This window comes from Sphingopyxis macrogoltabida, assembly GCF_001307295.1.
Lineage (GTDB): Bacteria > Pseudomonadota > Alphaproteobacteria > Sphingomonadales > Sphingomonadaceae > Sphingopyxis > Sphingopyxis macrogoltabida_B.
Window position 1 is genome coordinate 22,355 of sequence record NZ_CP012703.1, and the last position, 12,120, is coordinate 34,474.

General features: G+C 64.1%; 10 protein-coding genes. 7 read left to right on the forward strand and 3 right to left on the reverse strand.

The window, feature by feature from the left end; genetic code table 11:
- Positions 1–2: 2 nt before the first annotated feature.
- Positions 3–3,134, reverse strand: coding sequence for a Ti-type conjugative transfer relaxase TraA (gene traA, locus AN936_RS23645; protein WP_007686163.1), 3,132 nt, complete (start codon positions 3,132–3,134; stop codon positions 3–5).
- A gap of 174 nt (positions 3,135–3,308) precedes the next feature.
- On the opposite strand from traA, the gene AN936_RS23650 reads away from it, so the two are divergent.
- The 7 genes from AN936_RS23650 to AN936_RS23680 all read left to right on the forward strand — a co-directional run bounded on the left by AN936_RS23650 (position 3,309) and on the right by AN936_RS23680 (position 7,592).
- Positions 3,309–3,614 (forward strand): conjugal transfer protein TraD, encoded by a 306-nt coding sequence (locus tag AN936_RS23650; RefSeq protein WP_007686162.1) that lies wholly within the window; start codon positions 3,309–3,311, stop codon positions 3,612–3,614.
- Between the two features lie 37 nt (positions 3,615–3,651).
- Positions 3,652–3,870, forward strand: a complete 219-nt coding sequence (locus AN936_RS23655) for a conjugal transfer protein TraD (protein WP_007686160.1) — start codon at positions 3,652–3,654, stop codon at positions 3,868–3,870.
- Positions 3,867–4,148 carry a hypothetical protein gene (locus tag AN936_RS23660; RefSeq protein ID WP_007686159.1) on the forward strand — a complete coding sequence of 94 codons (282 nt, stop codon included), beginning with the start codon at positions 3,867–3,869 and terminating at the stop codon, positions 4,146–4,148. Before AN936_RS23655 ends, AN936_RS23660 begins: the two co-directional genes overlap by 4 nt.
- A complete protein-coding gene (locus AN936_RS23665; protein WP_007686157.1) occupies positions 4,145–5,080 on the forward strand; it encodes a HEPN domain-containing protein in 936 nt (311 codons plus the stop codon). The genes AN936_RS23660 and AN936_RS23665 overlap by 4 nt, the downstream gene beginning before the upstream one ends.
- Positions 5,073–5,345 (forward strand): antitoxin VbhA family protein, encoded by a 273-nt coding sequence (locus AN936_RS23670; RefSeq protein WP_007686155.1) that lies wholly within the window; start codon positions 5,073–5,075, stop codon positions 5,343–5,345. The genes AN936_RS23665 and AN936_RS23670 overlap by 8 nt, the downstream gene beginning before the upstream one ends.
- 47 nt (positions 5,346–5,392) lie before the next feature.
- On the forward strand, positions 5,393–7,084 hold the full coding sequence (locus AN936_RS23675; RefSeq protein WP_054590670.1) for a type IV secretory system conjugative DNA transfer family protein: 1,692 nt from the start codon (positions 5,393–5,395) through the stop codon (positions 7,082–7,084).
- 76 nt (positions 7,085–7,160) lie between these two features.
- Positions 7,161–7,592, forward strand: coding sequence for a hypothetical protein (locus tag AN936_RS23680; RefSeq protein WP_007686151.1), 432 nt, complete (start codon positions 7,161–7,163; stop codon positions 7,590–7,592).
- A 62-nt stretch (positions 7,593–7,654) separates the two neighbouring features.
- On the opposite strand, the gene AN936_RS23685 is transcribed toward AN936_RS23680, so the two are convergent.
- Both AN936_RS23685 and AN936_RS23690 read right to left on the reverse strand, forming a co-directional pair.
- On the reverse strand, positions 7,655–8,521 hold the full coding sequence (locus AN936_RS23685) for a recombinase family protein (RefSeq protein WP_006961816.1): 867 nt from the start codon (positions 8,519–8,521) through the stop codon (positions 7,655–7,657).
- 142 nt (positions 8,522–8,663) lie between these two features.
- Positions 8,664–11,573 (reverse strand): Tn3 family transposase, encoded by a 2,910-nt coding sequence (locus tag AN936_RS23690; RefSeq protein WP_006961814.1) that lies wholly within the window; start codon positions 11,571–11,573, stop codon positions 8,664–8,666.
- Positions 11,574–12,120: the final 547 nt, after the last annotated feature.

Genomic DNA, 12,120 nt, shown 5'->3' on the forward strand with positions numbered 1-12,120 from the left:
CCCTATCGGCTCAATCCGCGATCGTGACTGATCCCCAACCCCCGCGACAGCTCGCGCCCAAGCTCGCGGCCCGGACTCATTCCGATCTCAAGCCCCAGCTCGCGGGTGCGACCGCGCAGGATCGATTCCACCTGGGGATCGCGCTCAAGGCTTTTCGCCATGCCCGCCATCTCCTGCCCGAGCGTCTTGCGGCCCGCCATGTCGCCGGCGCGATAAAGCCGGTCGCGATCCTGGGAGAGCTGTTGCCAGCGTTCCACGAACCGATCGGCGCGCAAGTTCGGATCGGCCCGCACGCGCGCCTCTTGGCGTATCGCCTCGATCATCGGGCCGCTGCGCCCCGCCGCCGCCTCGCGCAGCAAGCCGGAATCGCGCTTCATCGCCTCGGCCATATCGTCCGAAGCTCGCGGCCGGAGCGTGTCGAGCGCCTGAACCGCGCGCTCGAGCGCGACCTTCTGATGTTCCAGCACCGGCCCGCCCGACGCCCGCGCCTGCAACACCGCCTCCGCCGAACGCGAGGCCCGCTCGACCGCGCGCCGGAAATCGCGATCCTGGCCCTGCTCGGCCCGCGCGGGCAATTCCTTCGCCGGCTCCGGCGTCGGCGTGCGCTGGGGCAGTTTCAGCCCGTCAAACATGCCCCGCTTGGGAGCCGGCTTTTCCTTCGCACCCTGTGCTGGCTCGGCCGCCTTCACCGGCGCGGCCGACAGCTTCAAGCCGTCGAACATACCGCGCCGCGACTGACGCTCGGCCGCGGCCTTCGCCTCGCCGGCACCGCGGTCGCCGCCAATATCGGGCGTGCGGGAATCCTCGCCCATCTGGCGTGAAGTTCCCGCGCGGGGCGCGAGGATCTCCACGCCCTTCCGCTCGGGTGCATCCGCAACGCGGATCTCACCCGACAGCCCGCGCCGATCGGCGAAGGATTGCGCCTCGGCATCGCGATCCCGATACATCGGATAGTCGGACGCCATATCCTTCGCCCGCTCGCGCGACAGCGTGCGGACAAGCCGGCGATCGTCGGCGAAGTCATCGCGGCCGTAATGGAGCTGCACCCCGTCGCGATGCCGGGACAGCGCCACATAGGCCGAATGGCGGTCCATGCCGGGGGTCGCCAGCACATGCGCCCGATCGACCGTCACGCCCTGCGATTTGTGGATGGTCGCCGCATAGCCATGATCGACATGGGCATAATCTTTCAGGTCGAACGCGACTTGACGGCCATCGTCCAACTTCACCGCCATGCTGTCGGGCGACACGCGCTCGACCTTGCCCAGCGTGCCGTTCTTCACCCCAAGGCCGCGATCGTTCTTGAGGAACATGATGCGGTCGCCGGTCGCGAACTCCCGCGCGCCCCGCTCGGCCGACACGCGCACGTCCTGGCCCAGCTCGCCGGCGTCGCGCAGCCGATCGCGCGCAGCCAGGTTCAGGTCGCGCACCTCGGCATTGGTATGGGTGAGGATGATCCGCGTCTTGTCGGGATCGGCGATGCGAGCGCGATCCCAGCCCTCCACAAGGCTTTCCCGCGCAGCCTCGCGCGTCTCGGCCGCGTGGACCATGCCATGCTCGGCATAGGCATGGATCGCCTCGCCGGTGCGGCCTGTTGCGAGCGCCCGCGTGGCGTCTTTCTGCCAGTCCTCATGCTGCCGGCGAACATCGCTGATCTCGGCCGCGCCGTAGCGCTCGGCCAGCGATCGGAACGCAGCGCCAGCCTCGATCGCCTGCAACTGCTCGGCGTCGCCGACAAGGATCACCTTGGCCCCTGCCCGTTCGGCCTCGGACAGCACCCGCTCCATCTGGCGCGTGCCGATCATGCCGGCCTCGTCAATCACCAGCACGTCGCGCGGACCTAGCAGCTCGCGGCCCTGCTCCCACTGATATTCCATGCTGGCGATCGTGCGCGAGGCGATACCGGAACCGCCCTCAAGCCCCTCGGCCGCGATCCCCGACAAGGCCGCACCGCGCACCTGATAGCCCGCCCGCTCCCATTCGTCGCGCGCAACGCCCAGCATGGTCGATTTGCCGGTGCCGGCATAGCCGACGACAATTGCCAAGTCGTTCTTGCCGGTGATATGCGCGAGCGCGTCCTTCTGCTGGCTTCCCAGCGCAAGGCCAACCCTCTCGGCGGTGTCTCGCCCCCCCATTTTAGACGCCGCCGGGAGACCATGCCCGGCCCGATCCGCTAGGCCGTAGCCGGCGCGCTCCAACCGCTGCTCGGTGTCGATCATCTCGCGCGACGTGAACCGGTCCTCGCCGCGTCCGTCCTTCCCCAGCGCTACCAGCTCGGGCGAGGTCCGCACCGCGCTCATCACCTGATCGAACTGGTCCTTGCCGTCGCTATGCCGGAACGCGAACTGCGCCAGGTCGCGCCGCGTGAACGTCGCCTGTTGGCGCGTGATCGCGTCGAGCGCGATTTGCGGATTGGCGATGATCTTCTCGCCATTCTCCCGCGCGATCCGGGCATGGTCCTCGACCCGCTCGGCCTCAAGCCCCTGTTCGGGCATACGCGACGCCGCCGGCCCGATCTTGTGCTGCGGCTCAAGCTCGATCCCCTGCGCCTCATAGCTGCGATGATCTATGCGCGCGTCTATATCCAGTTCGGCGAGGCGCTCGTTCACATGATCGGCCCACGCCTCGCGCCACTCCTGCAACAGCGCCGTGCTGTTCCACTCGCGCACCTTCTGGCCGAAGCCCTCCAGCCCTACCTCGCGCATCGACAGCATGACATGCGCGTGTGGCTTGGATTGCCCGTCCTTTCCCAAGTCCCAATGCACGTTCATGTCCGCGACCATGCCGCGCTCGACAAACTGCTTTTCGACAAAATCGCGGGCGAGCCGGATGCCCTCTTTCTGGTCCAGCTCGCGCGGAATCGAGAACTCGACTTCGCGGGCGAGCTGCGCGTCCTTGCGTTTCTCGCCCGCCTCGACCTCGTTCCATAGGGTCGCGCGATCGTTTAAACGCTCCGGTGTACCTTCGGGTAACATGATTTCCGAATGGACGACGCCGGCCTTGTTCGAGAAATCATGGTCGCGTCCTAGCCGGTCGTCGTGCAGCCGTTCCGCCGCACGATAGGCCGCGCTGGCAACGGCGCTCGATCCGTTGGCGCGACTGATGACCTTGGCCGAGAAATGGTAGATCGCCATGACGGCCGCTATACTGCCTTTCTTAGCGCACGTCGGCAACGACGTATAAGCGCGCACTCACACTCTCTGCCGTTCGCATGATTGACTTTGCCGCATTTTTTATCCGGAGCTGCTGTCCTGTCACCGCGACCGTGCTACGCTGCCACTCCCGATCATGGGCGCGAGGGAGAGAATATGCGTAAGGTCCGCGACTATGACGCCGAGTTGAAGGCGCTGGGCGACAAGGCCCGCGCCCTCAAGGCGAAGAAGGTCCAGCAGCTAGGCGAGCTGGTCACATCCACCGGGGCCGATGCGCTCGATCTCGATGTGCTGGCCGGGGTGCTGCTCGCCGCCGTCGAATCTGCCAGCGCCGACGAAAAGGAGGCGTGGCGCGCGAAGGGGTCCGCCTTCTTTCAAGGACGCGGCCGAAAGGCTGGCCGAAGCACTGGCGGCAACGCGGGAGGCGGAAGCAAAACTGGCGCAGGCGAGACGCAGGGTTGAAGCCGCACAGCGCCGCACCGATACGAGGGAATGGGCCGTGGCTCGCCGCGAACGCACCCGCCACCTCATAGAGCTGGGCGGCCTGGTCCAGAAAGCCGGCTTGGTCGAGCTGGCCGACGACGATCGCGCCACCCTCTACGGCGCGCTGCTCGAACTGGCCGCCAAGGCGCGCGAGGACCGCGACCGGCTCATGCTCTGGAAGCGGCGCGGCAAGCGCGCGTTCGACGCGGAAGCGGAAGGGAGAGACGCACCATGAACAGGCTCGATGTCGAAGCGATCCGCGCCCAGGTCCGCGCGCTCGATTTCACGCGCGGCACCCCGGCCGAAGTCGCGCTATGGCGCGAGGACGATGCCGACGCACGCGCCAATCTCGCGATCGAAGGCATGGACCTCGACTTGGCTGAACACGCCCTGTTCGACATGCTCCGCGAGGAATCCGTGCCCCCTCCCCTCGCCACCGCGATCGTCCTCAAGCTCCTCGATCATCCCGACGCCGACCCGACGCTGGCGATCTCGCCGGCGACGATCGGATGACGATGCGGACCGGCCTCGACCATCTGCCCGCCGTCAAGCGCCGCGAGCTGGAACGGGTCGCCCGCGTCCTGTTCGATGAATTTGAGGATGCCGTCAAAACCAAGCTCTCGGACAAGCGCAAGGGCGGCCGCATCCTCAAGCTGATCCTGTTCGGCTCCTACGCACGCGGCGATTGGGTCGAGGATCGCGCCAGCGGTTACATTTCCGATTATGACCTGCTCGTCGTCGTCAACGCCGACACCTTCACCGATCTGCAAACATGGTGGGCGGTCGCCGACGATCATCTGGTGCGCGAGCTGACCGTCACCAGGCACCTCGCCACACCCGTCAATTTCATCGTGCATTCGCTGATGGACGTGAACGACCAGCTCGCGCGCGGCCGTCCCTTCTTCGCCGACATAGCCCGCGACGGCATCGCCCTCTACGAAGCGCCAGGGCAAGCCCTCGCCGTGCCGCGCCAGCTCGACGCGCAGGAACGCCACGCCGAAGCCCTGCGCCATCGCGACCACTGGTTCCCGCTCGCCGCGCACGCGCTCAAGCTCGCCCGGGACAGCATTGCCGATGGCGTGCCGCGCGATGCCGCGTTCATGCTCCACCAGGCCGTCGAGCGGGTCTATAACGCCGTGCTGCTCGTCCTGACGCTCTACGCGCCCAAATCGCACCGTCTCGGCATCCTGCGCTCGCTCGCCGAAAATCTCGATCCCCGGCTGATCGAAGCCTGGCCGCGCGATACCCGCGCCGCCCGCCGCCATTTCGCGCAGTTGCAGCGCGCCTATGTCGAGGCCCGCTATTCCCATGCCTATGAAATCACCGCCGACGAACTGGCCTGGCTCGTTGACCGCGTGAAGCATCTCCACACGATCGCCGGCGCGATCTGCGCCGAACACCTCGCCGGCGACGACACCCCCGAGAAAAGCCCCGCCGATGAATGAGCATCCCATATCGGACGACGAACGCGCCCGACGCCAGAAGGCGATCGATTTCGCGCGGACCAATATCGAGCTGTCGGGCTTCGCTCTCTCGCCGGGAATGGCGGCGCTGGGCGTCCGGTTCGTCGCCGGCGAACTCTCCGAAAGCGAATACATCGCCGCCGCGCTCGCTCATGCCAACAGCCTGCCCGCAAGCGCGCCGGCGCAGGACTATTTCGCCAGCCTCGCAGAACTCGAAGCCGCATGGGAGGCCCGCGATCGGCCATGAGCCGCGCTGGATATCTGGAAAAATGATAATGGGAGGGAGTCCTGATGATGGAATGGTTCCGCCAGCTCGGCCGCGCGATCCGCAACCTTGCCCGCATCGCGCGCGCGCAGCCGATATGGGCGATCACGGCCCTTGTCGTCAGCCCGGTCGCGCTCATCCGCCACCTGTTCGGCGTCCTGGTCCTGTTTCTCATCACCGCCTTGGTGCTGGGAATTGGGGTGCCGCTCATCCTTGGCAAACTGCTCGGCCTGCCGCGCGATTCCAATATCTACCAAATCGTGATGATGCTGACGGACCTGGTCATCATCCTCGTCACGCTGCGCGCGCTGTTCCAACCGCTGATCCTGAAATATGGCGGCCCTGCCGGCGATGACACCCACGGCTCGGCCCGCTTCGCCACCGATCGCGAGACGCGCCCCCTCGCCCAAAATGGCGACGGCCTGCTCATCGGCCGTGATCGCAAGTCGGGCAAGCTGCTGCGCTATGCCGGCCCCGCCCATCTGCTGACGATCGCGCCGACGCGCACCGGCAAGGGCGTGGGCACGATCATCCCTAACCTGCTCGACTATCCCGGCCCGGTCGTCTGCATCGACCCCAAGGGCGAGAACGCCCGCATCACCGCCTGCCATCGCGCCAAATTCGGCCCGGTCCATGTCCTCGACCCGTTCGGCGTCACCGGCCTGGCCCCAATTGGTTCTTCGGGGGCCGCGTTCAACCCGCTCGATCGTCTTGACCCTGCCGGCCTCGATCTCGCCGACGACGCGATGACGCTGGCCGACGCGCTGGTCTATGACGCTCCCGGCGAAGCCGGCGAGGCGCATTGGAACGAGGAAGCCAAGGCGCTGATCGCCGGCATCCTCCTGTGGGTGGCCTGTGACGGCCAAGCGCAAGGCGAGGACCGCACGCTGGAAGCCGTGCGCGACTGCCTCACCTTCGCGCCCGACAATTTCCAGAAGATGCTCCGGGAAATGTCGGCCAGCACGCAGGCGCGGGGCCTGATCGCGCGCGCTGCCAACCGCCACCTGGGCAAGTCCGATCGCGAAGCCGCCGGCGTGCTGTCGGCCGCGCAGCGCCATACTCATTTCCTCGATTCCCCGCGCATGACGGCGGTGCTGGGGCGCTCGGATTTCACCTTCGCCGATGTGAAGGCGCAGCCCACAACCGTCTATCTGGTGCTGCCGCCCGATCGGCTCGCCACCTATGCGCGCTGGCTGCGCCTCATGCTGGCGCAAGCTCTGACCGATCTCGCGCGCGCGCCGGCCTCCCCTGCCCGCCCCGTCCTGTTCCTGCTCGATGAATTTGCCGCGCTGGGCCGTCTCGAACCCGTCGAGCGGGCGATGGGCCTGATGGCGGGCTACGGCATCCAGCTCTGGCCGATCCTGCAGGACGTTCACCAGCTCCGCGCGCTCTACGAGCGCCGCGCCGGCACCTTCCTGTCGAACGCCGGCGTCTTGCAGATATTCGGGGTCAACGATCACGACAGCGCCAAGCTCGTCTCCGATCTGCTCGGCCAGGAGACGGTCGTGTTCGAGACCATGAGCCGCGCGATCGACGCGGAGGAAACCGGCATATCGTTCGGGTCGCAGCATGTCGCGCGGCCCCTACTCACGCCCGATGAGGTCCGCACCATGCCGGCCAATCTGGAATTGTTGTTCCTCGCGGGGCAACGCCCGATCGTCGCGACCAAGCTCGCTTACTATGCCGATCGCGAGTTCGCCGGGAGATTCGACAAACCGTGAACCGGACTATCGAGCAAGGGGATAGGCCGATTGTTGTATAGTGTCAGAACCGCCGCCAAGGGCGGAAGGATAGGATATGGATCAGCGCGTCATTGATCTTTGGGACCGGCTCATGGCCTATGGAGAGAGCGGTTCCGCCCCTCTCCCCGCGATCCGCGATGAAGTGTTGGAGCTGCACGCGGCGATTACCGATGAGGAAAGCCGGCTTGGCCTCATGCGGATATTCAATCTCGTTTGCGACCTGGTGGCCGTGCATCTCCAAGAGACGAACGGCAATGTTGAAGCCTTCGCCCAACACCGCCAGGGCCAGATATGGATGTTCCTGCGCGCGGAATGCCTTGTCGATGGCGTGCTGGACCGGGACCGGCTGCGGTATGTGACCGGGCGCGAGGTGCAGGCCGGTCGCATGACGGAGGATGATCCGCTGCGCCGCTACGCATTGGGCGATGACTCCGCCTTTGATGGGCTTATGGCAGCGCCGCCGCCACAGAAGCGGACGCGCCATTAGGCCCAGTCGGCCCGAAGCTGCGATTTTGGCCATGTTGAAGAACAAAGATTGAACATGGCGATCTACCAGGCTCGCTCTTGTCCTCCAATCTCGTAAACATCGGTCTCGATCGAGCACCTGTAGCTCTCTGCGATGTTGAACATCTCTGTCTGGAGAGATGCGATCTCATCATCGAGGCTGACGCCATCGGCACCCTGATCATAGGCGACGGTCAGCGTGTAATCGCAGTTCCCGGTCTTTTGCATCTGGTAATCCCGCTCCAGCATCGCCTCAATGCGCTCGCGAGCGGGCTTTCTGCCACGACCATGCTTGTTGAAGTTCTCGATGGTCAGATGCAGGGCGATGGTGACAGAAGGCGGCTTTTCCGGCAGCCCGATCCTTGAAGGAATGACGTCAAGCGCCCGATAGACGGTCATTCTTGAGATCTTGAGGTCGCGCGCGACGCTGGCCTTGCTCGCGCCGGCGGTGATCCGGCGTCGGATTTCATCGTCATCGATGTTTTTCTTCCGGCCTTTGTAGACGCCTTCGGCGCGCGCCGCCTCGATCCCGGCGCGCTGCCGGTCCTTGATGAACGTCAGTTCCATGTCCGCGACCATGCCCAGAATGGTGATCACCATCCGCCCCATGCTTCCGGCCGTCGTCACCTCCGGCTCAAGCACCCGCAATGAGGCTCCCTTCTGGTCGAGTTCATGAACCAGATTGAGAACATCGCGTGTGGAGCGACCGAGCCGATCGAGACGCAGGACGACGAGTTCGTCATCGGCGCGCAGGAACTGCATGATCGTCTCAAGCTCCGTGCGTCCAGTGCGCGATGCGCCCGAGCCTGTTTCGGAGCGGAGGATTTCACAGCCCGCTGCCTTCAACCGGGCAACCTGGATGTCGAGATCCTGGTCGATGGTGCTGACGCGGGCGTAGCCGACGCGGGTCATGGGCAAATCCGTCACATTAGGGTGGCTTTGCCCTCGTACAGTAACATTGGTGACGGAACCACCCTTTTGTGACATGTCGTATATGTCACTTCCGATCGTCACGTTCGGGTGCACCCAAATGGTGCGAGCGGAAAGGCCCCGGTCAGGCAGCAAGCCGCCCAAAATCGATCCGGCTATTCAGATCGAGGTCGAAGCGGCCATAAGGATTGACGTGGCTGTAAATCAGCGGTGTGAGGCCGCGATAATCATCCGGCGTCATCCGGCCCGTCCATTTCGGTTCCACCAGCACGCTCTGAAGCATTCGGGTGTTCACATAGACAAGCGACGCTTGCAGCAAATGTAGCGCCAGGACCGAGAGCTGCTGCTCATCGATGCGGTTAGTGGCGATCTCGCCGCCCTTGCCGAAGAAAACGAACCCATTGGCACTGTTCCAGTTTTCAACGACATTCAGGCCTTCATGAATTTCGCGGCGGAAGGACTCCTCGCGCAGATACCGGCACAGGAAGATCGTCTTGACCGCGCGGCCCAGCTCACTCAACGCCTTGTAGGTCGGGTGCATCACCTCGGAGCGGCTAAACCGGCGCAGGATCGCCTCCGGGTCGGCGGTTTTTGTCTGCATCGCGGCTGCATATTTGACCATCTCGTCATATTGCTGCTCGATCTCATCCCAGTTGATCGGACTGGAGAGGATCGGCTGCAAGTGGGGAAGCCGCGTTCGCATGCCGACATCGGGAAGAGCCAGCTTCTGGCGAGCGATCGCTTTCAGGCGGGGTGCAAGCTCAAATCCGAGAAGCCGGCAAAATGCAAAGCCAACCGCGCTTTGGCCATGACTATCAACATATTGTCGCTGGATTTCCATGTCGGTGCAATGGCGCAGCACGCCCTCGATCATGGAGGCGACCTCGGAGGAAGAGCAGCGCTTGAGCTGGGAATAGACGCATGTCGCGCGTCGTTCGACATGCCAGTAGATCATGACGCCCCGTCCACCATAACGCGCATGCCATTCCGTCATCAGGTTGCGATCCCAGGCTCCGAACTTTGTGGAATCTGACGCACAGGCCGTGCCGGCGTCCCCCCAGACTGCAGCATTGCGGATTGCCAGGGTCGCATTCGCAACCCTGGCACACGCCTCCTTGAGCGCCGCGGCATGAACGAAGCGGCGATGGACATGCAGCAGCTCTTCATAGCTGACATCGGGGGTGGCGCCGGCGATCCGCTTGAGCCCGGCATTCGTTCCCAGGCCGTAGAGGCATAGCAGGAGACGTTGATCCAGCGCGGTTTTCGGCAGTGCAACACGCGAGGCCGATGTTTCGAACGCTTCGAGAAGTCCCGTATCAAGGGCAGCCTCCTTCAGTACGTCGAGCAGCCCGGTCATCGGCCAGCGTTGGCCGATCTCGGTCTTGATCGAGGCGAGACCCCTGGGTTCGGGCAAGGGTTTGAACGGGGTGAGAGATATACGGTTCTCGCCGCGCCACAGCAGCCGAACCTTGTCGTTCCGGGGAATATTGGCATTGAGGAGCAACAGTTCCTGAGCAAGCTCTTCCCGGATGGCGCTTGAAAATGCACGCGCATCCGCCGTCAGGTTCAATCCTGTGTAATATGCTTCTCGCCGCGCATCGAAGTCCTTGGGAAGATCGTCATCGGGATTGCGGTATCGGTCCGCCCCGACAACCCAGATTTCCTTAGAACGGATGCGATCGCGCAGTTGCGCGAGGACACAAAGCTCATAACTGATCCGGTTTACGCGCCCCTCTTCATCAATGACGGAACTGCGCCATCTCGCCGGAATGACCTCGTCGACCGGCACTGCGTGCGGCGGCACGTAGCGGCATCCATCATCCACTTTGCTTCTGATCCAGTCCAGGGCCGCCAGCACCGGACGCCACACGGCGTTGTTCGACCGGAACTCCAGTGCCGAAAGCAGGCTTGGCAGCATACGGCGATAATGATTGGCCCATGACCTCCGCATCACCTTGTAGATCCGCCGATCCAAGGCGCCCTTTGCCTGGCTTTCCTTGATGATCGCCGCCAGTTTGTCCTTGCCGGCGATTGGGAAAATGACATCGCAGATGCGCCCGGATGGATCGTCGATCGAAGCGCTGGCAATCTCGACCAGGAGTCGCTCCTTGCCATAGACCCGCTCGATGTCTTTCGCGATATCGCCCACCACCTTGCGTTTCGAGCGCGATCCGATCTTATGGACCGTCTCGATCAGCAGGTCGACCATCGCATCCGTAAGCTGAGCTTCCCGCGCCATCAGATAAACGGCATAGAGCCCGAGCTGGCGCGCCGGTACATGCCGGCGCATCTCCGAGGCTTTCTCGCCGGCAACCCGGCGAACGATCTGATCGACCCATGCCTTGCCCGTGACCGATAGGAAATCTCGGGGAAGAGCAAGCCGTTGGATAAAGGCGAGTTTGGCGGTCACGCCAAGAATGTTTTCGAGCGTCGCCTGACCTGCATCCCCCTTCATCGTGTTGAAGCCGGTCGGGCCATCGGGATCGGCGAGCGAGGCTTCCAGCAAGGCGACCGCATCCGGCGCAAGCCGATCGCGGACTCGGGCCAACAGGGCCTCCAGATAGAGGTGTCGTTGCGAACGGACGAGGCGTTCCAGCTCCTTGCGCGACGGCCCATAGATACGGCGGTCGCGGCACCACAGGAAAACATGCTCGAGCATGGCATTGATCGGCTGCCCGCCCGCACAAAGATCGTCGGAAATCCACCTCGACAACGCCCTGCGATCCGTCTGCGTCATACGGCGGAACCCGAGATGCCGCAAAATCTCCGCGCAATGCCGGCGGGCGGTGCGCCCGGAAAAATCATAGTGGTTCACGGATTTGGCATCGAGACCAAGTTGCTCCGCCAGATACAAGACACCGTCGGAGGGTATCGACGCATGATCCGGCACAAAGAAGCCATGCCCGGCGAAAAATCTAAGCTGAACCGCCAATCCCAGTCGTGCCGTCTCCGCTTTGCCGGTCACGAACGCGATGTCCGAAAAACTCAGGCTCCAGGAGCCGATCAGATCCCCACTCGAAACGCCAAGGCTCATAACGCCGCTCCCTTATCGGAGCGGAACGTCGTTCCTCGCATGGGCGATCGTCAACAACAACCAGCCCGTTCCCGACGTGTTCTCCAAGATGACCAAAATCGCAGCTTCGGGCCGACTGGGCCCATTAGGACCGGCTCAAATTCTACGCGCTAGATCCTCTGACCCCGCGAGGATCTAGCTTTCCAAAAAATCAGCCGCCTGGGAAGCCCGTAGAGCGCCATGCCGGCCGAACCCTCCCCGACCTTGCCGAACGTCTGAAATGAGGCCCAGCGGCCCGGAAATCGCGCCTGTGGCGACATTTCCGCCTGCCCTGCCCTCTCGGATTGATCGCTGTCCTATCCGCCTGGCTTTTCTGGAAAGCCAATTGCGACGGTGCCGCTGGCGCTGTGGCTGCGATGGAGGCGCAGCGTTTAAACGATCCCCTTTCTAACAAAAAGCGTGCCGGCGAAGCCGGCTCATCATGGGGATGCCGGGTGGGAGGATCGCTAAAGCGATCCGGGGCGGCCGAAGGCCGCGAGCCGGCGGGGCGAAGCCCCAAGAGGCGGTG

Bases quoted from the DNA above. Each gene is read 5' to 3' on its own strand.
- traA (WP_007686163.1), bottom strand. From the start codon at position 3,134: ATGGCGATCTACCATTTCTCGGCCAAGGTCATCAGTCGCGCCAACGGA.
- AN936_RS23650 (WP_007686162.1), top strand. From the start codon at position 3,309: ATGCGTAAGGTCCGCGACTATGACGCCGAGTTGAAGGCGCTGGGCGAC.
- AN936_RS23660 (WP_007686159.1), top strand. From the start codon at position 3,867: ATGAACAGGCTCGATGTCGAAGCGATCCGCGCCCAGGTCCGCGCGCTC.
- AN936_RS23665 (WP_007686157.1), top strand. From the start codon at position 4,145: ATGACGATGCGGACCGGCCTCGACCATCTGCCCGCCGTCAAGCGCCGC.
- AN936_RS23670 (WP_007686155.1), top strand. From the start codon at position 5,073: ATGAATGAGCATCCCATATCGGACGACGAACGCGCCCGACGCCAGAAG.
- AN936_RS23675 (WP_054590670.1), top strand. From the start codon at position 5,393: ATGGAATGGTTCCGCCAGCTCGGCCGCGCGATCCGCAACCTTGCCCGC.
- AN936_RS23680 (WP_007686151.1), top strand. From the start codon at position 7,161: ATGGATCAGCGCGTCATTGATCTTTGGGACCGGCTCATGGCCTATGGA.
- AN936_RS23685 (WP_006961816.1), bottom strand. From the start codon at position 8,521: ATGACCCGCGTCGGCTACGCCCGCGTCAGCACCATCGACCAGGATCTC.
- AN936_RS23690 (WP_006961814.1), bottom strand. From the start codon at position 11,573: ATGAGCCTTGGCGTTTCGAGTGGGGATCTGATCGGCTCCTGGAGCCTG.